The sequence below is a fragment of the Pseudomonas sp. GM78 genome, from assembly GCF_000282475.1.
Taxonomy (GTDB): domain Bacteria; phylum Pseudomonadota; class Gammaproteobacteria; order Pseudomonadales; family Pseudomonadaceae; genus Aquipseudomonas.
The window spans coordinates 1-25,927 of sequence record NZ_AKJF01000120.1 but is presented as its reverse complement, the minus strand read 5'-3'; the positions used below and the strand labels follow the sequence as shown (position 1 = coordinate 25,927).

17 protein-coding genes are annotated in these 25,927 nt (G+C 61.1%); 9 read left to right on the top strand and 8 right to left on the bottom strand.

The window, feature by feature from the left end; all coding sequences use genetic code 11:
- The first annotated feature begins 25 nt into the window (after nt 1-25).
- Nucleotides 26-403 (top strand): response regulator, encoded by a 378-nt coding sequence (locus PMI35_RS12785; RefSeq protein ID WP_008061291.1) that lies wholly within the window; start codon nt 26-28, stop codon nt 401-403.
- A gap of 33 nt (nt 404-436) precedes the next feature.
- Here the strand turns inward: PMI35_RS12785 and PMI35_RS12790 are convergent, their stop codons facing one another.
- The 3 genes from PMI35_RS12790 to PMI35_RS12800 form a co-directional block, all read right to left on the bottom strand.
- The gene (locus PMI35_RS12790; protein ID WP_008061290.1) at nt 437-2,107 is read right to left on the bottom strand and encodes an ATP-binding protein; all 1,671 of its coding nucleotides are present in this window, start codon (nt 2,105-2,107) and stop codon (nt 437-439) included.
- Nucleotides 2,104-3,606, bottom strand: a complete 1,503-nt coding sequence (locus tag PMI35_RS12795) for an ATPase domain-containing protein (protein WP_008061289.1) — start codon at nt 3,604-3,606, stop codon at nt 2,104-2,106. Before PMI35_RS12795 ends, PMI35_RS12790 begins: the two co-directional genes overlap by 4 nt.
- A gap of 246 nt (nt 3,607-3,852) precedes the next feature.
- The gene (locus PMI35_RS12800; RefSeq protein ID WP_008061288.1) at nt 3,853-4,908 is read right to left on the bottom strand and encodes a tetratricopeptide repeat protein; all 1,056 of its coding nucleotides are present in this window, start codon (nt 4,906-4,908) and stop codon (nt 3,853-3,855) included.
- A 147-nt stretch (nt 4,909-5,055) separates the two neighbouring features.
- Here PMI35_RS12800 and PMI35_RS12805 point away from each other — a divergent pair, with 147 nt between their 5' ends.
- The 3 genes from PMI35_RS12805 to PMI35_RS12815 are packed head-to-tail and all read left to right on the top strand — an operon-like array spanning nt 5,056 to nt 8,351.
- Nucleotides 5,056-7,191 (top strand): FUSC family protein, encoded by a 2,136-nt coding sequence (locus PMI35_RS12805; RefSeq protein WP_008061287.1) that lies wholly within the window; start codon nt 5,056-5,058, stop codon nt 7,189-7,191.
- Entirely contained in the window at nt 7,181-7,381 is a 201-nt protein-coding gene (locus PMI35_RS12810) for a DUF1656 domain-containing protein (RefSeq protein ID WP_008061285.1), read from the top strand. The genes PMI35_RS12805 and PMI35_RS12810 overlap by 11 nt, the downstream gene beginning before the upstream one ends.
- Nucleotides 7,382-7,385: 4 nt before the next feature.
- On the top strand, nt 7,386-8,351 hold the full coding sequence (locus PMI35_RS12815) for an HlyD family efflux transporter periplasmic adaptor subunit (RefSeq protein ID WP_008061284.1): 966 nt from the start codon (nt 7,386-7,388) through the stop codon (nt 8,349-8,351).
- Between the two features lie 202 nt (nt 8,352-8,553).
- Here the strand turns inward: PMI35_RS12815 and PMI35_RS12820 are convergent, their stop codons facing one another.
- The 4 genes from PMI35_RS12820 to PMI35_RS12835 form a co-directional block, all read right to left on the bottom strand.
- On the bottom strand, nt 8,554-9,975 hold the full coding sequence (locus PMI35_RS12820) for an efflux transporter outer membrane subunit (protein ID WP_008061283.1): 1,422 nt from the start codon (nt 9,973-9,975) through the stop codon (nt 8,554-8,556).
- The gene (locus PMI35_RS12825) at nt 9,975-13,151 is read right to left on the bottom strand and encodes an efflux RND transporter permease subunit (RefSeq protein WP_008061282.1); all 3,177 of its coding nucleotides are present in this window, start codon (nt 13,149-13,151) and stop codon (nt 9,975-9,977) included. Before PMI35_RS12825 ends, PMI35_RS12820 begins: the two co-directional genes overlap by 1 nt.
- 15 nt (nt 13,152-13,166) lie before the next feature.
- Nucleotides 13,167-14,420 carry a multidrug efflux RND transporter periplasmic adaptor subunit MexE gene (gene mexE, locus PMI35_RS12830; protein ID WP_008061281.1) on the bottom strand — a complete coding sequence of 418 codons (1,254 nt, stop codon included), beginning with the start codon at nt 14,418-14,420 and terminating at the stop codon, nt 13,167-13,169.
- Nucleotides 14,421-14,697: 277 nt separating this feature from the next.
- A complete protein-coding gene (locus PMI35_RS12835; RefSeq protein ID WP_008061280.1) occupies nt 14,698-15,615 on the bottom strand; it encodes a LysR family transcriptional regulator in 918 nt (305 codons plus the stop codon).
- 269 nt (nt 15,616-15,884) lie between these two features.
- On the opposite strand from PMI35_RS12835, the gene PMI35_RS12840 reads away from it, so the two are divergent.
- From PMI35_RS12840 to pgm, 4 genes are all read left to right on the top strand, one after another.
- Nucleotides 15,885-16,907 (top strand): zinc-dependent alcohol dehydrogenase family protein, encoded by a 1,023-nt coding sequence (locus tag PMI35_RS12840; RefSeq protein ID WP_008061279.1) that lies wholly within the window; start codon nt 15,885-15,887, stop codon nt 16,905-16,907.
- Nucleotides 16,908-17,474: 567 nt separating this feature from the next.
- A complete protein-coding gene (locus PMI35_RS12845; protein WP_008061274.1) occupies nt 17,475-18,953 on the top strand; it encodes a hypothetical protein in 1,479 nt (492 codons plus the stop codon).
- A 67-nt stretch (nt 18,954-19,020) separates the two neighbouring features.
- Nucleotides 19,021-20,421, top strand: a complete 1,401-nt coding sequence (locus PMI35_RS12850; RefSeq protein WP_008061272.1) for an aminotransferase-like domain-containing protein — start codon at nt 19,021-19,023, stop codon at nt 20,419-20,421.
- A gap of 100 nt (nt 20,422-20,521) precedes the next feature.
- A complete protein-coding gene (gene pgm, locus PMI35_RS12855) occupies nt 20,522-22,168 on the top strand; it encodes a phosphoglucomutase (alpha-D-glucose-1,6-bisphosphate-dependent) (RefSeq protein ID WP_008061269.1) in 1,647 nt (548 codons plus the stop codon).
- Between the two features lie 176 nt (nt 22,169-22,344).
- Here pgm and PMI35_RS12860 read toward each other — a convergent pair whose 3' ends face one another.
- Nucleotides 22,345-23,040 (bottom strand): pirin family protein, encoded by a 696-nt coding sequence (locus tag PMI35_RS12860; protein ID WP_008061266.1) that lies wholly within the window; start codon nt 23,038-23,040, stop codon nt 22,345-22,347.
- A gap of 277 nt (nt 23,041-23,317) precedes the next feature.
- Between PMI35_RS12860 and PMI35_RS12865 the strand changes: the two genes are divergently transcribed.
- Entirely contained in the window at nt 23,318-25,792 is a 2,475-nt protein-coding gene (locus PMI35_RS12865; RefSeq protein WP_008061264.1) for a UvrD-helicase domain-containing protein, read from the top strand.
- The last annotated feature ends 135 nt before the right edge of the window (nt 25,793-25,927 follow it).

Here is a 25,927-nt window from a genome sequence, read left to right as displayed (position 1 = left end):
GCTATTGACCGAACAAAGGCTTCCCATGAGTGAAGATGCACAAGATGTAGTCCTCGTCGTCGAGGACGATCCCTCCATCCTGATGGTGCTGTCGGCCTACCTGTCGGGGGAGGGCTATCGGGTGCTGCAAGCCGAAAACGGCGAGCAGGCCTTCGAAATCCTCGCCAGCAAGCCACACCTGGACATGATGATCACCGACTTCCGCCTGCCCGGCGGTATCTCCGGCGTGCAGATCGCCGAGCCCGCGGTGAAACTGCGGCCTGAGCTGAAGGTGATTTTCATCAGCGGCTACGCCCAGGAAATCCGCGAGACGGACAGCCCGATCACCCGCAAGGCGCCGATTCTGGAAAAGCCATTCGATCTGGACAGGTTGCAGGAACTGATGCAGGAAATGCTGTCCTGACCCGGTAGGAACTGCCGCAACCTGCGGCAGCTCCTACACGCGAATCATCTCCTGCACCTTGGCCGTCAACAGATCGAAGGTAAACGGCTTGGTGATCATCTGCATGCCCGGGTCCAGGAACCCGCCGCGCACCGCCGCATGTTCGGCATACCCGGTAATGAACAAGACCCTCAGCTGCGGCCGCAGCTGCCGGCCGATTTCCGCCAGTTGCCGGCCATTCATGCCGGGCAGGCCCACGTCGCTGATCAGCAGGTCGATGCGCTGGGTCGAGTCGAGGATCGGCATCGCACTGTCGGCATCGCTGGCCTCGACAAAGGCATACCCCAGATCCCCCAGCACGTTGCTGACCAATAACCGTACCGCCGGATCGTCCTCGACGATCAGCACGGTCTCGCCATTTTGCGCGTAAGGCGCATGTTCGATGTCGATAGGCTTGTCCTGGGGTAGGTCACCGCCAAAACGCGGCAAATACAGGTTCACCGTGGTGCCTTGGCCGACTTCGCTTTGAATCGCGACATGTCCGCCCGATTGCTTGCTGAAGCCATAGATCATCGATAAGCCAAGGCCCGTGCCCTGGCCGATGGGTTTGGTGGTAAAGAATGGATCGAAGGCTCGATTGATCGTGCTTTGCGGCATGCCGCAGCCATTGTCGGTGACGCTCAGTACCACGTAGTCACCTGGCGCGAGGTTACCGTGGGGCCTGGTGAAATCGGCGTCCAACTTGCGATTCGAGGTCTGCACCAGCAGTTTCCCACCATCAGGCATGGCGTCGCGGGCATTGATGACCAGGTTGAGCAGGGCGCTTTCCAGTTGATTGGGGTCGGCTTCGGCGACCCACAGCTGCTCGTTCAACTGCATGTCCAGGTCGATGCTTTCGTTGATGCTGCGTTGCAACAGCTCGCCCATGGAGACCACCAGGTTATTCATGTCCACGGGCTTTGAGTCGAGCGACTGGCGACGGGAAAACGCCAGCAGACGGTGGGTCAGGCTCGCCGCACGATTGGCGGACGTCACGCCGAGGTCGATCAGGCTGTCCAGGTCCTCTGTGCGCCCACGGGCCAGGCGCCGGCGCAACAACTCCAGGCTGCCGATGATGCCGGTCAGCATGTTGTTGAAGTCATGGGCGATGCCGCCGGTGAGTTGGCCGACCGCTTCCATTTTTTGCGACTGACGCAGCACCTCCTCGTTGTGGCGCAGCTGCGCGGTGCGCTCTTCGACCTGTTGCTCCAGGGTCTCGAGGGTGTTTTGCAGGCGCAGTTCACTCATGCTCAAGTCCACCAGCCGGTCTCTGGCTTCATACTGTCGCCTTCGACCGCGCAGGGCGGCAGTGACCATGCTGATCAAGGTTTCCGGGTGGAAGGGGCGTTCGAGGAACGTGACGTTACCCAGCAGAGGGCCAAAACGCGACGCCGGGTTGTGTTCCGGGCCACCATGGTGAGTCAGCAACACGATCGGCAAATCCGACCATGCCGGTTGCTGCTCGATCAGCCCCAGCAGCGGCTCAAGATCGCTGCGCAGCAGGGCTTCGCTGGACATGAGCAACAGGCCGGCACCTTGTTGCAGTTCGTGGCAAAGCCCCGCCAGGTCCTTGCTGACGACCCCGCCGAAGCCGGCCTCGTTGAGCAAGGTCAAGGCGATCTGGCTGTCTCGCCCCAAGGGGGCAAGAATGATCGCACGCTCGGACGTCGCTTGATTGACTGTCACGGTGTCTCATCCCTGAGCAGGGGATTGCTCGCGCCCAGGTAGGTCGGGACACCGCGCAATACGCCCTGGAAGGTTTCCAGCGGATCGCCTATGGTCATGCCGTTGGCGCTGATCTTGTATTCGCGGATGGTCGATTCATGGCTGCCGGTGCGTTTCTTGATGATCGAAATGGCACGCCGAACCTTGCCCAGGGCTTCGAAGTAGCGCAACAGAATGACCGTATCGGCCAGGTAGGTAATGTCCACCGGGGCCTGCATGTCACCGACCAGGCCATGCTGGGCAACGGTCATGAAGGTCGCTGCGCCTTTGCGATTGAGGTACAGCAGCAGCTCGTGCATGTGCAGCACCAGGGCGTTTTCTTCCGGCATCGCCGCTTGGTAACCGTTGATACTGTCGATCACCACGGTCTTGATGTCGCCCTCATCGACGCAGCGACGCACCCGGTGGGAGAACTCGCCGGGGGACAGTTCAGCGGCGTCCACTTGCTCTATCAGCAGATTGCCGCTGTCTTGCAGCGCACTCAAGTCGATCCCGATGTTCTTCATGCGTGCGAACAGCAGGCCAAGCTCTTCATCGAAGATAAACAGCGCCGCTTTCTCGCCTCGGCTCACGGCCGCGGCGGCGAAAATCATCGAGATCAGCGACTTGCCGGTGCCGGCCGGGCCGAGGATCAGGGTGCTTGAGCCCGTCTCGATACCGCCGCCGAGCAGCGCATCCATTTCGCGGATGCCGCTGGTCAACTGTTGGCGCAGGTAGTCCCCACGGTGCTCGGCGGCCACCAGGCGCGGGAACACGTGTACGCCGTTGCCCATGATGGTGAAATCATGAAAGCCGCCGCGGTACTTCTGGCCACGGTATTTCACCACCCGAACGCGTCGGCGCTCGGCGCCATAGTTGGGCGTCAGTTCCTCGAGGCGAATCACGCCGTGAGCCACGCTGTGCACGGTCTTGTCCAAAGATTCGGTGGTCAGGTCATCGAGCAGCAGCACCGTGGCCTCGTAGCGCACGAAATAGTGCTTGATGGCGAGGATCTGCCGACGATAGCGCAGCGAGCTTTGCGCCAGCAGGCGAATCTCGGAGAGGCTGTCGAGCACCACGCGGGTCGGCCTGACGCGTTCGACCACTTCAAAAATCTGTTTGGTGGCCTCACCCAGTTCCAGGTCCGAGGAGTACAACAGCGATTGCTGGTGCTCGGCGGTCAGCAGGCTTTCGGGGGGCGTCAGTTCGAAGATATGGACGTTATCGTCCAGCTCCCAGCCATGGGAACGTGCACCCTGGCGCAATTCGCGTTCGGTTTCGGACAGGGTGATGTACAACGAGCGCTCGCCGGCTTGGGCGCCAGCCAGCAAAAAGTGCAGGGCGACCGTGGTTTTGCCGGTTCCGGGTTCGCCTTCAAGTAAAAACACATGGCCGCGGGACAGTCCGCCATCGAGGATGTCATCGAGACCATCAATTCCTGTGGCGGCTTTTACGCTGGTCAACTCGTTGGATGTAGTCAAAAAATGCCCTCTCATGACTAGGGGAAACGAGGCAGCTGGTGACGGGCTGCCTGTTCTCTTGACCCTGGGTCGTAATGAGCGTTCAACTTTTTGTAGGGGGACGTTGGGCCTACGCACCCTTGCCCGCGTCATCGTTTTTCGCCTGTAGGAGCCAGGCTTGCCGGCGAACCAGACGCTGCGGTGTAGCTGTTGCACCGCGTTATCGTTCTTCGCCGGCAAGCCTGGCTCCTACAGGCGAGGAACGTTTTATAGCCCTTGCTGCAACGCCGGATCATCCGGATTCATTTGCTCAAGCTGCGCCAGCAATATCTGCACGTTCTGCAACTGTCCGCTTTCTTTCCAGTAATTGATCAGCAACACCCGTGCCCGACGATCGTTCGGGTGGCGCTGGACGATTTCCTGCAGCTGTTTCTGCGCCGCTTCCAGTTCCTGTTCGCCATGCAGCGTGGTGGCCAGGTCGTAGCGGTAATCCTTGTTGTTCGGCTCAAGCTCCACGGCCTTTGATAAACCTAGCAGGGCGAACTCGCTTTGGCCGTGATGCAGCAACCAAAGCCCCAGTGCGTGTTGCAAATAGGCCGAGTCGGGCTGGGCCTTGAGTTGTTTGGCCAACAGTTGGCGGGCGGCGTCGGCCTGGCCCTGTTTGTCCAGTACTTCGATCTGCATCACCAGCGCCGGCAGCTTGCCAGGGTCGAGGCGCAACGAGTGTTCGAGCGCCTGTTGCGCCTCTTTCAATTGGGCGTTGTGCAGGTACAGCCGCGCGAGTTGGTACTGGTTGTCGGCGCTTTCAGGCGCGATTTTCAACACCTGCTGCCAGGCGTCGATGGCTTGCTCCAGAGGGCCGAAATACAGGCCGAGATCATCGGGCGACAAGCCCAGCAGCGCATTGACGGCGGCCAGTCGCACGTTCTGCTCGCCGTCATCGAGCAACGGCCCCAGCAACAGGCTGCGCTGGCCGCTGGGCACCAGTGCGCTGATGCTTTTGATCGCTGCGATGCGGACCTCGGGCGCCTCATGCTGCAAGTCCGCATCCGCAAGCTTCAGCGCCACGGAGCTGGGGTAGTTGGGCAGTTCGGCATGCAGCCAGACGCGTCGCTTGGGTGAAATGTCCGGGCGGGCCAATTGCTGGTAGAGCACCCGCGCGGCCCCCGGTTGGCCGTTGCGGGCTGCCGTCAGCGCTTCGGTGTAACCGCGCTTGATTGCTTCGGGCACCACCGGGGTGCTGCTGCGCAGGAACATCCAGGCAAGGCCGATGGCAAACAGGACGCAGAGACTGATGAGCAGGTAGCGGCGGGACTGGGGCATGCAGAATCCGGAAGCTGGCAGGCTTTGGCAAAGCTGTCAGCTTCGGTCAGGCGGGGCCTTGAGTCAAACCCTGACTGCGATACGCAAACCTGTCCAGACCCCGATGCTGTGACTACGCTTGCTGGAGTGGACTGGACGGGTGTACCCATGCAAGCGCTGCTGCAATACTTCAAGGCGATGCTCAACCCCGGGCGCGGGGTGCTGCTGTTCGCCTTGAGAACCATTGCGGCCGGGCTGTTGACCCTGTACCTGGCGTTCGTATTCGACCTCGAGCAGCCCAAGTGGTCGATCATGGCCGTGGTCATCATCAGTCAACCCTTGGCCGGCATGGTGCTGGCCCGCAGTTTCGGCCAGGTCATCGGCACCACCCTGGGGGCGGCGGTGGCCGTACTGATCATGGCGATCTTCCCCCAGGCGCCGCTGCCTTTCATCATGACCTTGTCGCTGTGGCTGGCATTGTGCACCGCCGGTGGCACCTTGTTGCGCTATACCAGTTCGCAGGCCTTTGTCCTCAGCGGCTACACGGCCGTGGTCGTGGGATTGCTGGCGGTGCCCGATCAAGACGGTACCTTCCTGCTGGCCGTGACCCGCGTGACCGAGACGCTGCTGGCGGTGGCTTGCGTCTGCGTGGTCAGCCTGCTGACCGCGCGCCCCGAGGCCGTGGCCAAGGAGTATTTCGACCGGATCGACCAGGTGATCAAGCTGCTGGCGACCCATGCCAGCGCCGTTATCCGCACCGAGGAAAGCGAAGCCGACTTCCACCGGCGGCAAATGCAATTACTGGGGCAGATCAGCGCGCTTGAGGGGGTACGCCGGCATCTGTATTACGACGCGCCGCGTTTGCGCAGCGCCGACGACCTGGTGCAGTTACTCGGCAACCAACTGGTGCTGCTGACGGCACGGCTCACTGCCTTGCGCCATCAACGCGAACTGTTGCTCGAGCGCTGGGAAGGCGAGATACCCGGGGAAATACGGCAGTTGCTCGACGAAGAACTGGTCTTTCTCGATGAACTGGCCCGGCAGGGGCGCGCGATGCCCGCCGAGCAACGGCGCCAGTTTGCTGCGTTGCAAACGCGTTTCGATGCACTGGCGTACCGCTCGGAGCAACTGATCGAACCCTTCAAGGCCACCCTGCGCTCGCTGTCATGGTCGTTGCGCTGGGAACAGGCGCGCATGCTGCAGCAGCTTGAAACGATCCTGGAATTGAGCGATGTAATCCAGACCGGGCGCAAGGCCAGTAGCGTTTATCGCGGCCAGGCCAATCCTTTGCACCTGGATTTCACCCTGGCGACGATGAATGCCATCCGCGCTTACTGCGCACTGATGGTGGCCGGGCTGATCTGGATTGAAACCGGATGGGACGGCGCCCGGGGCGGGATGGTCGTGGTGGGGATTCTCTGTTCGTTGATGGCGACGTTTCCCCGGCCACTGCTGGCTGCCCAGAGCTATGCCCGGGGGCTGGCGCTGGCACTGGTGTTGTCGTCGGTGCTGCAGTTCGCGCTGGTGCCGATGATCAGCAGTTTCGAGCTGCTGGCGCTGTTGCTGGCGCCAATGCTGTATGCCGTCGCCGTGGGGTTGTCCAGCCCGGCCACGACGGGCACGGGGATTGGCCTGGGGCTGATGACGTGCCTGTTGTTGGGCCCGCAAAATACCGGCATCGGGCAAAACAGCGCCATCCAGTGGTTCGAGTTTGCCGGTGCTTACGTGTGCGCCGCGACACTGGCGTTGAGTGTCTATGCCTTGATCTTTCCCTTCAGGCCCGTGCTGCGGATGCGCCGCTTGTTCAGGGAGAACTGCGAGCAGGTCTACGCCTTGCTGAAAACCCCGGCCACCGATGAAAACCAGTTTGCCTTCGAGAGTCGCATGGTCGATCGCCTGACCATGATGCTGGGATTGATGCCCGCCATCCAGGACAAACCCGCGCGGGACCTGTTCGACGTCAGCCTGGGGTGCATGGCGCTGGGCATCGCCTTGAACCAGCTGCGCCAACAGGGGCAGAACAACACATTGCTTAGCCCGCAGTTGCAAAGCCGATTGCTCGCCACGGTGCGCGAAACCGGGAGGCTGGTGGCAGGCCGGCCGGACATTCACGTGGACAGTGTGCTCGACAGTCTGCACGCCTTGGGTGATGAACTGGACGCGCTGCACTCGAGCGTTCATGAACACCTCTGGTCGGTGTTTCGCATGCGCGTGGCGCTGTTGATCGTGGTGTCGTTCCTGGAACGCCACCGTGGCCACTTCGAACCCGCCACCTTGCAAGGAGTACCCGAGCTTGCCCATTGATCTGGAAATAGGCGGCGTCTACCTGCCGCCGATCGCCCAGGCGTTGCTCCTGGGAGTGCCGGTTTTCCTGGTGCTGGACTGGATTCTGCGGCGCCTGGGCGTGTTGCAGTTCGTCTGGCACGAAGCCTTGTTCGAAGGTGCGTTGTACGTCTGCGTGTGCGCGACGTTGATCCTGGTGATGGGAGCCTGATGCCGTGAAGAAGATCCTTGCCCATCTCACTACGGTGGCGGTGGTGGTGCTGGCGTTCGTGCTCGGCTGGTTTGCCTGGGAGCACTACACCCGCGCGCCCTGGACCCGGGATGCACGGGTGCGTGCCGATGTCGTGACCTTGTCCGCCGATGTCGCGGGACGCATTGTCAGCCTCGGTGTTCACGACAACCAGCATGTGGAGAAGGGCCAGTTGCTGCTGGAAATCGATCCTTCACGCTACGCCCTGGCGGTGGAACACGCCAAGCGTTCGGTGGAAGTGGCGAAGGCTTCACTTGGGCAGTCCGAAGCAACCATCGTTGCCAGCCAGGCGTTGCTGCGCCAGCGGCAGAGCGAGGAGCGGCGCCGGCGCACCCTCAAGGAGCGCTCTGCCATTTCCGGTGAAGAGTGGGAAAAATCCAGCACCGATGTCTCGGTGGCCCAGGCCGACTTGCTGCGAAACCAGGCCAACCTGGGATTTGCCCAGGCCAACGTGCAACTGGCCATTGCCGCCTTGGCCGAAGCCGAACACGATCTGGAACGCACCCGCGTCGTATCGCCGGTCAGCGGCTATGTCACCAACCTGTTGACCCGCCAGGGCGACTACGCGACCGCAGGCGGTCCGCTGGTGGCGCTGGTGGACAGCGATTCGTTTTATGTCAGCGGCTATTTCGAAGAAACCAAGCTGCCGCGGATCGGGGAGGGCGATCGGGTCGACATCGAGTTGATGAGTGGAGAACGATTTGGCGGCACCGTGCAAAGCATCGCCTTCGCCATCGCCGACCGGGAAAACCTGCCCGGCGGGCGTTTGCTGGCCAACATCAACCCCAGCTACACCTGGGTCAAACTGGCGCAGCGGGTGCCGGTGCGGATACGGATCGACGCGGACTATGCCGGTAAAGACAAGCTGCGAGCGGGCACAACGGCCACCGTGACCGTCCGGGAAACCCACAAATCTGAATTACAATACTGAACCCGGTGGGAGCGGGCTTGCCCGCGATAGCGGTGGATCAGCCGACATTAATGTTGAATGTGCTGCCGCCATCGCGGGCAAGCCCGCTCCCACAGGGGCCGTAGTGTTTTCTAAAATCGCAAAAAAAAGCCCCGCGACCGAATGAGGCGCGGGGCAAAAAATTGGTTGGTTGCGGCCAACCAAAGGAGCTCTTTAAAGGCTGTTAGTTGCTGGCCACCGTCTCCGGTTGCCAGCCGCCACCAAGGGCCTTGTAGATCGCGACGATGCCGCGGTACAGGTCGACTTCGGCCTGGGCCTGGGTGTCTTCCGCCGCCAGGCGCTCACGTTGGGCATCGAGCAGCACGAGGAAGTCGGCGGTGCCTTCGCGGTAGCGGATCTCGGCGAGGTCGGCCGCGGAGCGGCTCGATTCACTCTGGCGAATCAGCGAAATCAGCCGTTGCTGGCGTTTGCCGTAGTCGCTGAAGGCGTTTTCCGATTCTTCCAGGGCCAGCAACACCTGCTGCTCGTAGGTCGCCAGGGCGCCCTCGGCATCGGCGTCGGCACCGCGTATGCGGGCTTTTACACTGCCCAGGTCAAACGCCGCCCAGGTGATGCTCGGGCCCAGTGCCCAGGCGTTGGCCGCCGAGGAACCGATCTGCGAGCCACGCCCGGCGGTCCAGCCGAGGAAGCCGCTGAGGCTCACCCGCGGAAACAGGTCAGCCTTGGCCACGCCGATACGCGCCGTGGCCGACGCCAGTTTGCGCTCGGCGCTGAGGATGTCCGGACGGCGTTGCAGCAACTCGGCGGGATCGCCGATCGGCAGGGCCTTGGCAATTGCCGGCAAGTCTTTGGGGCTCAGGTCCACGGCCAACTTGTCCGGGCGCTGGCCCAGCAGGGTGGCGATGCGGTTTTTCTGCCGCACCTGTTCGGCCTGCAATTGCGGCACGCTGGCTTCGACCGAAGCCAGGCGCGCATCGGCACGTTCCACATCGAGTTGGTCGCCGACGCCGGCATCACGCAGGCTGATGGTGATCTTGCGCGACTCCTGCTGGTTGTTCAGGTTGGCCAAGGCGATCTTTTCCCGCAGTTGCGCACCGCGCAGCTGACCATAGGCGTCCACCAGTTCGGCAATCATGGTCACCTGCAGCTGATACAGATCAGCTTCAAGCGCCTGTTGCTCGGCATTCGCCGATTCCAGGTTGCGCTGGATACGGCCAAACAGGTCGATCTCCCATGCCATGTCCAGCCCCAGGTCGTAGCGCTCACTGTTGACCCGGTCGGTGGTCTCGCCGGGAATCTGCCCTTTGCCCAGGTCACTGCTGACCCGGCTGGTGATGGTCGGCATGGCGTCGTTGCTGACGTCATCGCGGATCGCCCGGGCCGCTTTCCAGCGCGCGAAGGCGACGCGCAGATCACGGTTGCCCTTGAGGGATTCGGTCACCAACTGGTTGAGGGTCGGGTCTTCGAACTGCTGCCACCAGATGCCTTCGAAACGCGAGCGGTCGAAGTTTTTCTGGCCGGCTGCGCCCTGCGTGGCCGTGGTGATGTTGGCCGGTTCAAGGGCTTGGGTTTTATAGTCCGGGCCGACGGCACAGGCGCTCAGCGCCAGTACCAGCAGGCTCGGCAGGAAAGCTTTCAAACTCATCAATGCGACTCCAGCTTCAGGGCACGGGCGGCTTTGCGCGCTTGACCACGCTCGACAAAGTTGCGAATCAATACGTAGAACACCGGCGTCAGCAGCAGACCGAAGAAGGTCACCCCGAGCATCCCGGAGAACACCGCCACACCCATGGCGTGACGCATTTCGGCACCGGCGCCGCTGGAGAACACCAGGGGCACCACACCCATGATGAACGCGAACGAGGTCATCAGGATCGGCCGCAGACGCAGGCGGCAGGCTTCAAGTACCGCGGCCAGCGGGCTCAGGCCTTCTTCCTGCTTATCCTTGGCGAACTCGACGATCAGGATCGCGTTCTTGCAGGCCAGCCCCACCAGTACGATCAAGCCGATCTGGGTGAAGATGTTGTTGTCGCCGCCCGAAGCAATCACACCGGTAATGGCCGACAGCAGGGTCATCGGTACGATCAGGATCACCGCCAGTGGCAGGCTCCAGCTTTCGTACTGCGCCGCCAGTACCAGGAACGCCAGCAGCACGCAGAGCGGGAACACGAACAGCGCGGTGTTGCCGGACAGGATCTGCTGGTAGGTCAGGTCGGTCCATTCGTAGGTCATGCCGTTGGGCAGTTCTTCCTTGAGCAGTTTCTCGATGGCTTTTTCCGCTTGGCCGGAGCTGTAGCCTGGGGCGGCGGCGCCGTTGATTTCAGCGGTGATGAAGCCGTTGTAGTGCATCACGCGGTCCGGCCCCGAGGTGTCGCTGACCTTGATGAAGGTCGCCAGCGGGATCATCTCGCCCTTGTTGTTGCGCACCTTGAGCTGGCCGATCTGGTCGGATTCGAGGCGGAACTGCTGCTCGGCCTGGACGTTGACCTGATAGGTGCGACCGAAGCGGTTGAAGTCGTTGGCATACAGCGAACCCAGGTAAATCTGCAGGGTGTCGAAGATGTCGCTGACGGCCACGCCGTGGGTCTTGGCTTTTTCCCGGTCGATGGCGGCATCGACCTGGGGCACGTTGACCGTGTAGCTGGTGAACAACCCGGCCAGTTCCGGCACGTTGTGGCTCTTGGCGATGACGTTCATGGTTTCCTTGTACAGCTCTTCGTAGCCCAGGTTGCCCCGGTCCTCGATCTGCAGGCGGAAACCGCCGATGGTGCCCAGGCCTTGTACCGGTGGCGGCGGGAAGATCGCCATGTAGGCTTCCTGGATCCCGGCGAACTGGCCGTTCAAGGCACCGGCAATCGCACCGGCGGACATGCTCGGGTCTTTACGTTCGTCGAACGGCTTGAGGGTCACGAAGACGATGCCGGCGTTCGGGCTGTTGGTGAAACCGTTGATCGACAGGCCAGGGAAGGCCACCGCACTTTCCACGCCAGGCTGTTTCAGGGCCAGGTCGGACATGCGCTTGATCACGTCTTCAGTGCGGTCCAGGCTCGCCGCATCCGGCAATTGCGCGAACGCCACCAGGTATTGCTTGTCCTGGCCGGGTACGAAACCGGTCGGGGTGCTGGAGAAACCGAAGAACGTCAGCACCATCAGGCCTGCGTACAGCAGCAGGGCGATGCCGCTTGAGCGGATCACGCGGGCAACGGTACCGACGTAACCATGGCTGGCCTTTTCGAAGAAGCGGTTGAACGGACGGAACAACCAGCCACCGAACATCTTGTCGAGGACCTTGGAGAAACGGTCTTTCGGTGCGTCATGGCCTTTGAGCAACACAGCGGCCAGGGCCGGCGACAGGGTCAGGGAGTTGAAGGCCGAGATCACCGTCGAAATCGCAATGGTCAGGGCGAACTGCTTGTAGAACTGCCCGGTCAACCCGGAGATGAACGCGGCCGGAACAAACACCGCGCACAGCACCAGTGCCGTGGCAATGATGGGCCCGGTCACTTCACGCATGGCGCGCTTGGTGGCTTCGACCGGTGTCAGCCCGAGCTCGATATTACGTTCGACGTTCTCCACCACCACGATCGCATCGTCCACCACGATACCGATCGCCAATACCAGGCCAAACAGCGACAGGGCGTTCAGCGAGAAGCCGAACAGATGCATCACGGCAAAGGTGCCGATCAGCGATACCGGCACCGCCACCAATGGAATGATCGAGGCGCGCCAGGTCTGCAGGAACAGGATCACTACCAGCACCACGAGGATTAGCGCTTCGAACAGGGTGTGGACCACCGCCTCGATGGAGCCGCGCACGAAGATCGTCGGGTCGTAGACGATGCTGAAGTCCATGCCCTCGGGGAAGCTCTTCTTCAGTTCGGCCATTTTCGCCCGAACTTCGTTGGAGATCTCGATCGCGTTGGAACCCGGGCGCTGGAAGATCGGGATCGCCACCGCCGGCTGGTTGTTGAGCAAGGAACGCAAGGCGTACTGGCTGGAGCCCAGTTCAACCCGAGCGATGTCTTTCAGGCGAGTGATTTCACCGTCGTCGCCAGAGCGAATGATGATGTTCTCGAACTCTTCCTCACTGACCAGACGGCCCTGGGTGTTCACTGACAACTGGAAGCTTTGCGCATTCGGCGCAGGCGGCGCGCCCAATGCACCGGCAGCCACCTGGCGGTTCTGTTCACGGATGGCGTTGACCACATCGGTAGCAGTCAGGTTGCGCGAAGCGGTCTTGTTCGGATCGAGCCACACGCGCAGCGAATAGTCGCCCATGCCGAACAGCTGCACATCACCGACACCGCCCAGGCGCGCCAACTCATCCTTGATATTGAGGATCGCGTAGTTGGACAGGTACAGCATGTCGTAGCGTTTGTCCGGCGAGGTCAAGTGCACGACCATCGTCAGGTCGGGCGAGGCCTTGTCCACGGTGATACCGATGCGCGTCACTTCCTCGGGAAGCTTCGGTTCGGTGCGGGTCACGCGGTTCTGCACCTGCACCTGGGCGTTGTCCAGGTCGGTGCCCAGGGCGAAGGTGATGGTCAGGGTGATCTTGCCGTCGGCGGTCGACTGCGAGGACATGTACAGCATGTTCTCGACGCCGGTGATCGCTTGCTCGAGCGGAGCGGCCACGGTTTCACCGATGACTTTGGGGTTGGCACCCGGGAAGTTGGCGCGCACCACCACGGTCGGCGGCACCACTTCCGGGTATTCGCTGATCGGCAACTGGAACAGCGAGATGGCGCCGGCGATCAGGATCAGCAGCGACAGCACCGCGGCGAAGATCGGCCGTGAAATGAAGAATTGGGAAAAATTCATCGGAGTCGTTATCCCTTAACCGCGTGGGTTCGCAGCAGCCAGTTTCACAACGGTGCCCGGCGCGACCTTGGCAGGCGCGACTTGGGGCAGGTTGCTGGCTTCCAGCGCTTGTCGTTGTTGGGCCAGGGCCGCAAGGGTCTGCTCGGTGGCCATCGGAATCACTTCAGGGGTGACCGGGGAACCCGGGCGTACCCGCTGCAGGCCCTTGACGATGATGGTGTCGCCCGAGTTCAGGCCGTTACGCACGATGCGCAAGCCTTCGATTTTCGGACCCAGCTCCACGGCGCGATAAGCCGTGTTGTTGTCGGCATCCATCACCAGCACGAACTTCTTGCCCAGGTCCGTACCTACCGCCTCATCGTTGATCAGCATGGCGTTGTAGGTGCCGCTGCCCACCAGTTTCAGGCGAGCGTAGAGGCCCGGGGTGTAGCTGCCGTCGCTGTTGTCGAACACGGCGCGACCGCGGATGGTGCCGGTTTTCGGGTTGACCTGGTTGTCGACGAAGTTCATCACGCCCTGGTGCGGGTTGCCGTCTTCGTTGGACAGACCCATGTACACCGGGGTGGTGGCGCCGCGTTTACCCTGGCGGGCGAGCTGGGTGTACTTGAGGAACACGCGCTCGTCGGCATCGAAGTAGGCGTAGACCTTGTCGGTGGACACCAGGCTGGTCAGCGGGGTGGTATCGGCCGTCACCAGGTTGCCGGCGGTGATTTGCGCACGGCTGACGCGACCGCTGATGGGGGCGGTGACGCGGGTGAAACTCAGGTTCAATTTCGCCAGGTCCAGCTGTGCTTGCAGGGCGCCGACGGCGGCGCGAGCCTCTTGGGCGGCACTGGTACGCGAATCGGCGAGCTCGGCGGAAATCGCATTGCTGGTGCGCAGGCGCTCACCGCGCTGGGCTTCGTTTTCGCTGCGGGTGGCGTTGGCGCGGGCCTGGGCAACCAAGGCTTCGAGGCGACGGACTTCAGCCTGGAACGGACGCGGATCGATCTGGAACAGCAGGTCGCCTTTCTTGACCAGGGCGCCTTCGGTGAAGGTCACTTCATCGATCTGGCCCGAGACCCGTGGACGAATCTCTACGGTTTCCGGCGCTTCAAGGCGCCCGGTGAATTCGTCCCACTCGTTGACCGGTTGCTCCAGCACCTTGGCCACGCTGACCTTGGCTGCGGGCAGGGTAGCGGCAGTCTCTGGCGTCTTGCCGCAAGCGCTCATCACCACTACGGCCAATACGGCCAACGGCAAGCGCAAATGTTTGAGTGACTGTTCCATGGATGCATCCGCCAATGTATTAAGATTGGCGAATGATGCTCGGCAGGGTTGTATCGCACGAATCGAATGGGGCGAAGGTAACTATCATTCGGAATGATAGGAGAGGCGGGGTAGCTCTCTAGCCTGCGCCTTTGCCAAGGTCTCGATCAATGGGGTTGATGGAAATTCTGTGTTTCCATGAGGGTAAAGGTCAAGCTTGAGACCGAATCGCTCCCTTCGCTTTGTAGGAGCGAGGCTTGCCCGCGAAGAGGCCATCAGCCTCAACACATGATCAGGATCAAGCCAGACTATCCGGATCCCCGAAGAACATCTGAATCCGCGACCTCAACCAACGCTCCCCCGGATCATTATCCTGGGACCCACGCCATGCCATGTGCAATTCAAAGCTGCGCACCGGCAGCGGTGGATCTTCGGCCCGCACACCGCCGGCTGCCGTCAGCGCATCGGCCGTATAGTCAGGCACAGTCGCGACAATATCAGTGCCGCTTAACAGCGAACTCAACCCGTTGAACTGCGGCACTGCCAGCACCACATGACGTTTGCGCCCGAGCTTTTCCAGTTCTTCATCGATGAAGCCGCTCAGGTCACCGGCGAACGACACCAGCGCATGGGGGCGAGCGCAGAAATCATCCAGGCTCAATGGCCCGGGCACAGTGTCGGCGCGCAACAGTTTTGGCGAGCTGCGGCGCAGCACTTTGCGCTTGGCATTGGCGGGCAGGTCGGTGGTGTAGCTGACGCCGATGGATATTTCGCCGGAGGCCAGCAAACCGGGCATCAGGATGTAGTTGACCCGCCGCACCACCAGCACGATCCCCGGCGATTCGGCGCGCAGGCGCTTGAGCAGCATGGGCAGCAGGGCGAATTCGACGTCGTCCGACAGCCCGATGCGAAACACCGCGGTGCTGGTGGCCGGGTCGAACTCGGCGGCACGGCTGACGGCGGTGGAAATCGAATCCAGTGCCGGGGAGAGCAGGGCGAAGATCTCGACCGCCCGCGCGGACGGTTCCATGCTGCGGCCGGTGCGCACGAACAGCGGGTCGTCGAACAGCCCGCGCAAGCGCGAGAGCGCCGCACTGATGGCCGGTTGACCGAGGAACAGCTTCTCCGCGGCGCGGGTCACGCTGCGCTCGTGCATCAGCGTTTCGAACACGATCAACAGGTTCAGGTCGACACGACGCAGGTCATTACGATTCATCTTGAGTCCTGGCAGAGTCAGCAAACTTGACGTGAGCGGCCATATGAGAACAATGGCCAGCAGGAATATTACGGGGAAAGGCTGGTACTCTGCACCGAGTAATTCAATTTTCCCACACCGGCTGCTCCGGTTTCTTACGACATTTGACGATGTTGCTGCAGCTGCGGAATCAATGACAGGCATGTCGACTATTAATAGCCACTGATAGTGTTGGGTCAAAACCCCAGCTAGAGTTCAAGGCATTAGAGGTTCAATTGGCGAGGTTTGCGATGTCCCGCACGATCCGTTTTCACAAGTTTGGTCCAGCCGAGGTGCTCAAATGCGAAGAGCATGCGGCGGCTCTGCCTGCTCCGGGCGAAGTGCAGGTGCGCGTCGAAGCCATTGGCATCAGCTGGTACGACACACTCTGGCGCCAGAACCTGGCGTCGTCCCACGCTCGCCTGCCTGCCGGTATCGGCCAGGAAATGGCCGGTATCGTCACGGCTGTCGGTGAAGGTGTCGATGACCTGGCGGTTGGTGACAAGGTCGCCAGTTTCCCGGCCCAGAGCCCGAACGATTACCCGGTCTATGGCGAGCTGATCGTCCTGCCGCGCTCGTCGGTGTCTCGTTACCCGGACGTGCTCAGCCCGATCGAAGCCAGCGTGCATTACACGCCGCTTTTGATCGCCTATTTTGGCTACGTCGACCTGGCGCGGGTCAAACCCGGGCAATTTGCCCTGGTTACCGACGCCAGCCACTGCGCCGGCCCTTCGTTCGTACAACTGGGTAAAGCCTTGGGCGTACGAGTGATCGCCGCGACCAAATCCGCGGAGGAGCGTGAATACCTGCTGTCCCTGGGTGCCGAGAAAGTCATCGTCACCGAGGAAGAAGACCTGCTGATGCGGGTCAACAAGATCACCGACAACCGTGGTGTGGACGTGGTGTTCGATGGTTTGGGCGGTCCGCAGATGTCGTTGCTCGGCGACGTCCTGGCGCCGCGCGGCAGTCTGGTGCTGTACGGCCTGCAGGGCGGCAACCAGACGCCATTCCCGGCGTGTGCGGCGTTTCAGAAGAACATTCAGTTTTTTGTGCACTGTATCGGCAATTTCACCGGCAAGCCGGAGCTGGGCATCATCCAGGACCAGGTCGCGCTGCAACGTGCCTTGCGCGACATCAACCAGCTGACCGCCGATCGCGTGCTGCTGCCGCTCAAGACCCGGGTCTTCCCGTTCACCGAGTTCGTCGAGGCGCACCGCTACATGGACGAATGCCCATGCCGCGAAAGGGTTGCCCTGCAAGTCGAACCTGCTTGACCCCTCCCGAAGAGTCCGTGCCTGCACGGACTCTTGCGTTTTAGCGCTTTGCCCCCCGACATGAGACGTCCCACCAGCCTGAAGGTGGGTCGGTTCAGCAACTGAACCGGTTTTTGCTCTCGATCTGTAGCTTCTAATCAACATCCAAGTACTGATAATTGCATGATTACTTTCATCTCAAGGAATGAGTCATGGCCAGGTATCTAGCCGATACTTTTCAATGGGCGTCGTTAACGCAAGTTCGACAACTAGTGGCTTTTTGCGTGGTCGCCACATTACTACGAGAAGCTACTTTCCTCATTTTTTGTATTAAATGTCTGTGGGACGCTGTCGGACATTTCCTAGGATGCCGAAGGCAATCGAAACAAACCCCCGCCAAGCTGCTGTGCGTCAGCCCTTACGGGCCTGCCTGGCCTGCAGCGATCAATTATTTCAAATGATGACGAAAAATTTTATTGTTAGCATTTGGTAATAAAGTTCAGTAATTAATCTCCCTTCGGGCATTCCTTGCGCTAGGCGTGAAGTTGTTTGCGTTGTATCGGACTTTTGAATAGCAGGTAAATAGAAATGACCCATATCCATGACCAGGCGATGAACTATGTCTATCAACAAGTGCTGCAGCGCCTGTTGAGTTTTTTTTCACGCGCCGAGCGCACGGCTTTGCAGTTGTTGATCCAGCGCCTGGCTGTCGCCGCCGGAGGGATGGATCGGATCGGTGACTACAAGGTATTGGCGGTCCAGTGCGGATCGCGTGACAGTTGCTACACCCTGGCTCTGCTGCGGGCCGCACAGTTGACCATCGCCACCCGGGCGCCCACGACATTCAGGTTGCGGGTGGCGACCCTACGGCGCAATGGCATGAGCCAGTTGGCACTGGATAACATCCATCGCAGCTACAACGCCTTGTTCGTCTACGATGATCCCCGCGTCGAAGTGCTGATGGTTGATAACAGGGAGGTGCTGGCGTTCGATCACCGTGCCCCTCTATCGCGCGGCGCACGTGAGGCCAACCGGACGAACCTGCTGATGATGGGCCATCGTCGCATCATGGACGGACCACTTGACCTGTGGGACGACGGGTACCTGGCCGCAGGCGAGTTCCATGGACAGATCGCCCGCTGGAACAATGGCGTCGATGCCTTGGTCAGTGGCGACTCACCGCGCGAGCAGAAGCGGTTCATCGAAGGGCTCAAGCGCGCGGCCGCCAAGGCCGGCCTCGTGACGTCCAACCGTCAGGAGGCGGATTACGGTGGGTTGTTCATGTTGCTCGATGAATTTGGCAGCGACTGTTATCAGGCGTTTTATGAAGACTACGGCCAAGAGGCCTGGCGTCCGGCAGGGCAGTTTGAAGCCTGTCGTCGCACGACCTACATCGATATCCACGACGTGCTGGTCAGCCACCTTGAAGAGCGCTGGCCGCTACTGACCGAGTTTCTCGGGTTCCAGGCCGATGAACTGGCGGCGCATCTTGGCGAAAATCAGCACGTCAGCGTCGCGGTCTCGGCACACCTGCGGGGGTTGCAATCCTGCTTCGTCCAGGGCAACACCTATGCGGCAGGTGTTACACACTACCTGCAGCGCGCCCTGGTGATGATGCGCCGTAATCAACTATCGGAGCGCTTATGTGATCGGGCAGACGAGACGTATGGCAACCCGCACAAACTGGTTGCACAGCGCGCCCTGATCGCCGATGAGGCTCAGCAGGGCTTTGGCCTGAACGAGGCGCAATGGGTGTGCCTGTTGTTTGCACCGTTTGTCGGGCAGGGTGCGACACTGGAACGCTTCCTGCGCCAATGCCATCCGGGCATGCTCGTGGCCATGCCCGAGTTGCATCGGGCGATGCAGGGGCATCCGGTCCAGGAGCAGATCCTGCAGTGGATGGTCGATGTCAGCGGCTTGCCTGTCAGCCTGATCGGCAACCTGTATCGCATGGCGCCTGTGGTGCAGGAGGGCAGGTCGATGAGCCCGCCCGACAGCCATGCCCCGGAGCCCGGGCAAGCAAGCGACGAGGTGTCGGTGACCGGTGAATGGTCGGCAGGTCGTTGAGCGTGCGCATGTTGCCGGCCTTTTCGAGTGTGCATGACAGCCACCGCCACGCAAGCGGTCCCCTGCCATGAAAGGACAACGTGAAACCGATTTCGCCTATCAGGCGGTCTACCGCTACTTGACCAGCCTGATCAGCGAACCCGTGAGCGATAGCCGTGTACGCCTGCCATCCTTGCGTGAACTGGCCGAGCGCTTGAACGTGTCGATCTCGACCATTCAGTACGCCTATGCGCTACTGGAAAAGGAGGGGCGGGTTTATTCGGTGGCCAAGTCCGGTTACTACGCGCTGCCGGTTGCCCCCAACAGCACGCTCTATGATGGCAGTGACTTGCTCGAGAGCGTGTATGTCAACGCCCGTCTTCCCGCCATGCTGGTCCTGAGCGCGGATGAGCCTGCGTTACTGCAACCGCTCGACAGCCCGTTGTTATTGCTGGAAAGGGAGCTGCTGCGCCAATACCCGCGCCAGCCGCAGCCGGCTGCGCAGCCTTGTGGCGAACTGGAGCTGCGTACCGCGTTGGCGGCGCGTTATACCAGCTCGCCGGTACGCTGTTGGCATGCCGATGATGTCTACATCGGCGCCGATCTACGCGGTGTGCTGGAAATCCTGATCGTCGTGCTGGAGCTCAAGGACGCCGCTGTGGTTGTCGAGTCGCCCTGTGACTGGGCGATACTGCGTCTGTTTCAGGCGGCCGGTGTGAAGGTGATCGAATGGCCGCTGCTGGGCGACGGTAGCCTGGACGGCAAGCGCCTCAGCGACCTGCTGGAAGCGCAGCCGGTGCGCCTGGTGATGGTGTCATCCGGGATGAACATGCCCCGGGGCAGCAAGGCCCCCGATGACAACCGGCAGGCGATCGCGCAATTGCTGGAACGGCAAGGCATTTGGGTGCTGGAAAACGATTGTTATGGCGAACTCGAGTTTGAGTTCGATCAGCGGCGATTTCGTGATCTGTTGGCCCCGGAGCGCCTGATGGTGTTTTCCACGTTCGAAAAGATCATCGGCCCGGAGGCCCCTTATGGCTATCTGCTCTCCCGCCATATGAGCAGCGAGCTGCAACGGCAATTTCTCTTGCGCGCCTTTCGCCTGTCGCCGATTCGCCAGAAAGCCATTGCGCGTTTGTACAGCAACGGACGCATCGATCAACACTTGCAGGTACTGCGCCGGCGCCTCAAGGATGGCAAGGAGCAAATCACCCGGCTTTTGCAGGAGCGCCTGGGTGATGCCTTGCAGTTCGTCGAACCCCAGGGCGGGGCGACGATCTGGCTGCGTTCATTGCGCCGGGTCGATATGAGCCGGGTGTTCCAGCGGTTGCTCAGGCAACAGGTGGTCGTCGCGCCCGGCGAGCTGTTCAGTCTGCAGGGCCTGCACGGACAACACTTGCGCTTGAGCCATGGCGTTGGCAACGACCAGGAACTGACCGCCGCGCAGGGCTTGCTGGGAGACGCCTTGCGTCTGGAAGCTATCGATTGAGCCTTTGCCAAATGACATCAATGGATCGATTCCATCGCGCTAAGGTCAAACTGCCAGTAAACTCCGGTCCTACTCCTGAACTCTATTCCAGAGGTATTGCATGACACTCAGTCCTTTTGCGGGCAAGCCGGCACCGGCGCAATTGTTGGTAGATATCCCGCGACTGGTCACGGCCTATTACACCGGCCAACCCGACGCCGCCATTTCTACCCAGCGGGTGGCTTTCGGCACGTCCGGGCATCGAGGCAGCTCGTTCGACTTGAGTTTCAATGAATGGCACGTCCTGGCAATCAGCCAGGCCATCTGCCTGTATCGCCAGGCCCAAGGCATCGATGGCCCGTTGTTCGTTGGCATCGATACCCACGCGTTGTCCACGCCGGCCGGCGCCAGCGCCCTGGAAGTGCTGGCCGCCAATGGCGTGACGGTGATGATCGCCGAAGGTGACGAATACACGCCGACGCCAGCCGTTTCCCATGCAATCCTGTGCTACAACCGCGGCCGTACCTCGGGCCTGGCGGATGGCATCGTCATCACCCCGTCCCACAACCCACCGCAAAGCGGGGGTTACAAATACAACCCGACCAATGGCGGCCCGGCCGATACCCACATCACCAAGTGGATCGAAGCCAAGGCCAACGAGCTGTTGGCGAACAAGCTCGCCGGGGTCAAGCGCATCAGCTACGAGCAGGCGCTGAAGGCCAGCACCACTCATCGCCACGACTACCTCAACACCTATGTCGCCGACCTCATCAATGTGATCGATTTCGACGCCATTCGTGAGGCCAAGCTACGCCTGGGCGTCGATCCACTGGGTGGCGCAGGCGTGCGTTACTGGTCGGCGATTGCCGAACATTACCGCCTGGACCTGGACGTGGTGAACAAGCAGGTTGACTCGACGTTCCGCTTCATGACCGTCGACTGGGACGGCCAGATTCGCATGGACCCATCTTCCAGCCACGCGATGCAGGGGCTGATCGGCCTGAAGGAACGCTTCGACGTAGCCTTCGCCTGCGATCCAGACCACGACCGTCATGGCATCGTCACCCCCTCCGGCGGCCTGCTGGCGCCGAACAACTACCTGGCCGTGTCGATCGATTATCTGTTCCAGAACCGCCCGCACTGGCGAGCCGATGCCGCCGTGGGTAAGACCGTGGTCAGCAGCGGCTTGATCGACCGCGTGGCCAAGCGCCTGGGGCGCCGCCTGTATGAAGTGCCGGTCGGCTTCAAATGGTTTGCCGACGGCCTGTTCGACGGCTCCCTGGGCTTCGGTGGCGAAGAGAGTGCCGGGGCTTCGTTCCTGCGCAAGGACGGCAGTGTCTGGTGCACGGACAAGGACGGGCTGATCCCGGCCTTGCTGGCGGCAGAAATGACCGCACGCACCGGTCGCGACCCAAGTCAGGCCTACCGGGCCCTGACCGACGAACTGGGCGAGCCGTTCTCGGTGCGCGTGGATGCCAAGGCCAACCCGGAACAAAAGGCCCTGTTGAGCAAGTTGTCGCCGGATCAGGTCACCTCGACTGCACTGGCGGGTGAACCGATCCAGAGCATCCTCAGCCATGCTCCGGGTAACGACCAGGCCATTGGCGGTCTGAAGGTCATGACCGAAAACGGCTGGTTCGCGGCGCGCCCGTCGGGCACCGAGGATATCTACAAGATCTACGCGGAAAGCTTCGTCAGCGACGACCACCTCAAGCAGTTGGTGGCTGAAGCCCAGACGCTCGTGGATGGCGCTATTTCTGCGAAATGATTGACGGCCGTCTTCGCGAGCAGGCTCGCTCCCACAGGATTGCGTAGAACCTGTAGGAGCGAGCGGTGCGGCGATCCGGCTTGCCCGCGAAGACGGCAGCATGAACACCGATGTACTCCAGCCAATAAAAAAGGGCGACCTCCCACGGTCGCCCTTTTTTTGTCCGATTTACAGCATCAAGCCAAATCCACCAACACAATCTCGCTGTCCTCAATCGCCGTCACCCGCAACACCTGCTCCTGAGCAACCGCCACACCGTCTCGAGCTTGTGCACGCAAGCCATTGATTTCAATGACTCCAGTGGCCGGCACCAGGTAAGCGCGACGCCCGCTGTCAAGTTGATACTCGGCGGTTTCGCCGGCCTTCAGGTTCGCCGCCACCAAGCGCGCATCGGCGCGGATTCGCAGGCTTTGATCGTCCCCGGCCTTGCCGCTGGCCAGGGTCACGAAACCTTCGCGCCGGCCTTTCGGAAACGGCTTGGCGCCCCAGGACGGTGCCAGGCCGGATTCGTTGGGGATGATCCAGATCTGGAAAATCTTCGTCGGCGTCGCTTCCAGGTTGTATTCGCTGTGGGCGATCCCGGTGCCGGCACTCATGACCTGAACGTCACCCGCTTCAGTGCGACCCTTGTTGCCCAGGTTATCCTGGTGAGTGATGGCGCCTTCACGCACATAGGTGATGATTTCCATGTCCCGGTGCGGGTGCTGCGGGAAACCGGTGCCCGGGGCAATCACGTCATCGTTCCATACCCGCAGGTTGCCCCAGTTCATGCGCTTGGGGTCATGGTATTCGGCGAACGAAAAGTGGTGATGGGCATCCAACCAGCCATGGTGAGCGCCGCCAAGCGAGTTGTAGGGTCTGAGTTCAAGCATGATCGTCTCCTGAAGGGTTCGTCATGGGGCGCAAGGGCTGGCCACGAATCGACACCGGTGGTTGATGACGGGCATCATCCATCAGGCAACAATCGATAAAAAGCGTAAAAAGTGCCTCATGATCATCGAATTATTTGATGGAAATAGGCCTCGAAAACGTCTTACCCGGCCTTCAATATCGCCTATAAGCCGATGACTCATAAGCATTTCACTAGAACTGAGCGGCAAATACAGACACCATAGCCCTCAACAGCCTCACACCCTGGAGTCCGTCCGCGTGCCGCAACACACCCCCGATCTTCCGCCTGAACTTCGTCCCCTGGCCGAGATGCCATGGCTCAAGCGCCTGGCCGCGCGCTTTTTCGGTCATGGCCTGACACGCCTGCGTGCACAACACCGCGCGTCCTGGTTGCATGGTCAGGCCGACGGTTTTCGCAGCGGCCACAGCGCCGGGGTGGACTATGGATACAAGGAAGGCAAGCTCGAGGGGCTGGAAGAGGGCCGGCAAGTCCTGCTGATTCGCGACTCGCGCTGCACCGAGCACCGGCCACCGAACATCGATGATCATCTGTTCGACGACTGGCGCCTGCCATTGACCGCCGAATTGAAGAAGCGCATGAAGGCCGACGTCGCCCGGTTGCTGCCGGCGCATGCCCAGCCCAGCGCCGCGCAGTGGAAGATGATCTTCAGCGACACGCCATCGACGTCGGTGATTGCCGGCGCGGGCGCGGGCAAGTCGACGACGCTGGTCCTGCGGATTCTGCTGTTGAAACACTACCTGGGGTTCGAACTGGGCTCGATGACCGTGGTGACCTTTACCCGCGAGTCGCGCAAGGACTTCATCAATAAACTGATCGAGCTGTTTGCGCTCTGGGGACATACGCTGGGTGTGCGCGAGGCGCGTGACCTGGTGCGCACCTTCCATTCGCGCATTCTGCCGATGGTTCGCAGCCTGCCGGGCTTCGAACGGCTGCAAGCTTTCGAGAACCTCAGTAACCGGGCGCAAGGTGCGGATGACGAGGTGGACAGTAATCCCTTCGATCTGCGCATCAATGACGCCCAGCGTCAGCAACTCAACGCCTGTTATCACGCCTTGCACAGCCGCCATGAGCGTTTTCGCGAGCTGATCAAGCCATTGTCCCGCCACGCCTTGCAACTCAAGGAACTGGAGCGCGACCACCCCGATGTACAGAAGCGCGTGGCCGTCACTGAGCTGGCGGCCAAGCGCGATGAAGAACTCTGCGACCTGGTGGAAGACTTGTGGTTTCGCGCTGGTGCCTGGCCGATCAAGGGCATAGAGCCCAAGCGCCAGGCTTTTGATATCAACGGCAGCGCCTTTCACTGCCATGGTTACATTGCGTCGCTGGACGCTTGGGTGGTACTGGGTTTCGATCCCGGTGAAAACCCGCAGCTGACCCGGCCGAATGCCAAGCTGACGCTGCGTGCGGAGACCGCGGTGAAGCGCACCCTGTTTCAAGCTTTCTGTCGTAAGCCGTTGATATGGCTTGATAACTACGAGTCGTCAAGACGGGTTTTGGCATCTCTTGGTGGCGATGCCAGCGCCGGGCCGGGCTTTGATTACAAGGTCAAAGGTGAGCTGGCGTCTGCGCCATTGCTGGACTGTTTTGTCGCTGCTGCCGGTTTCATCGAAAACCTCGGCCTCGATGTGCCGACTGCCGTGGGTGAGATGAGTTTTGCCAAGGACGACCCGGACCGGTTTTTCTTCGAGGCCTTGAGCCTGTACTGGCGTGCCCTGGAAGATCATCTGCTCGACCAGAAACCGCCGGTCATGACCTACAACCGCATGTTCGCGCTGTTCAGCGAACATTCCCCGGAAAACCTCAAGCTGCTCAGCGACGAGCTGTTGCGGCCGCTGTCGCATTTGATGATCGACGAGTTCCAGGACGTTTCGCCGCAAATCGTCTCGTGGATCCGCGCCAGCCTGGCCGAGATCCGCAGTCGCGGCCCGGCGATGCACGTAGGGCGCGGCGCCCAGCACTCGTCATTGCTGTGCGTGGGCGATGACTGGCAGTCGATTTACGGTTGGCGCGGCAGTTCGCCGAGCTATTTCATGGAGTTCAACAAGACGTTCTCGTCGCCGAGTACCACCAAGGTCATGCTCAGCGACAATTATCGCAGTCACCAGCACATCATCGACGCCGCCGAACACATCGTGCGAGCCGCACCGGCAATTGCCGGCAAGAAGGCCAAGGCCAGCGGCGAGCCCAAGGCCTTGCTGCCGGTCAATGTACTGGATCGGGACGATCAGGCCATGGCCCAGCGCTTGATGGAGCACTACCGTAAAGGTGACTCAATCTTGATGCTTTATCGAAAAAGTAGCGATAAGCCGTTGATAGAGCAGCATATTCAGTCGGTAGTTAATGTTGATTCTAGCTTGCCGCATGAGGCCCGACGTCTCAAGCAGCTGACTTATCACAGCGCCAAGGGCCTTCAGGCGGACGCGGTGTTCCTGCTCGGCGATTGCCAGCACCTGACCCGTTCGCCGTACAAGAACCAGGTTTACCGCTTGGCGGGCCTGGGCAAGGCTGGCGACAGTGAGCCTTATGACAATGCCCAGAAGGACGAGATTTTGCGCCTGGCTTATGTGGGTATTACCCGGGCGGTGAGTCATTGCTATTGGTATGTCGATGCGCAGGAGGCCCAGGCGGCGAATACGCCCAAGGCGTCGGACCGGATCGGCAAGGGCAAGGCGTTTTTCGCCGATCATCGCCAAGCCAAGAAACCGGCGTAATCCTCGTAATTGGATGGACTCGTCCAAACCGAGGCGGCCTTACGGCCGACCTGTTGTTTGTTGTCCGTGTACATATCCATTCCTGCGGTAACGGCCACTTAGGGTTTCGCCCTTACGGCGAGTCACTCGGAAGAG

Coding starts and splice junctions, on each gene's coding strand:
- PMI35_RS12785 (WP_008061291.1), top strand. CDS start 26: ATGAGTGAAGATGCACAAGATGTAGTCCTCGTCGTCGAGGACGATCCC.
- PMI35_RS12800 (WP_008061288.1), bottom strand. CDS start 4,908: ATGCCCCAGTCCCGCCGCTACCTGCTCATCAGTCTCTGCGTCCTGTTT.
- PMI35_RS12805 (WP_008061287.1), top strand. CDS start 5,056: ATGCAAGCGCTGCTGCAATACTTCAAGGCGATGCTCAACCCCGGGCGC.
- PMI35_RS12820 (WP_008061283.1), bottom strand. CDS start 9,975: ATGAGTTTGAAAGCTTTCCTGCCGAGCCTGCTGGTACTGGCGCTGAGC.
- PMI35_RS12825 (WP_008061282.1), bottom strand. CDS start 13,151: ATGAATTTTTCCCAATTCTTCATTTCACGGCCGATCTTCGCCGCGGTG.
- mexE (WP_008061281.1), bottom strand. CDS start 14,420: ATGGAACAGTCACTCAAACATTTGCGCTTGCCGTTGGCCGTATTGGCC.
- PMI35_RS12835 (WP_008061280.1), bottom strand. CDS start 15,615: ATGAATCGTAATGACCTGCGTCGTGTCGACCTGAACCTGTTGATCGTG.
- PMI35_RS12840 (WP_008061279.1), top strand. CDS start 15,885: ATGTCCCGCACGATCCGTTTTCACAAGTTTGGTCCAGCCGAGGTGCTC.
- PMI35_RS12845 (WP_008061274.1), top strand. CDS start 17,475: ATGACCCATATCCATGACCAGGCGATGAACTATGTCTATCAACAAGTG.
- PMI35_RS12850 (WP_008061272.1), top strand. CDS start 19,021: ATGAAAGGACAACGTGAAACCGATTTCGCCTATCAGGCGGTCTACCGC.
- pgm (WP_008061269.1), top strand. CDS start 20,522: ATGACACTCAGTCCTTTTGCGGGCAAGCCGGCACCGGCGCAATTGTTG.
- PMI35_RS12860 (WP_008061266.1), bottom strand. CDS start 23,040: ATGCTTGAACTCAGACCCTACAACTCGCTTGGCGGCGCTCACCATGGC.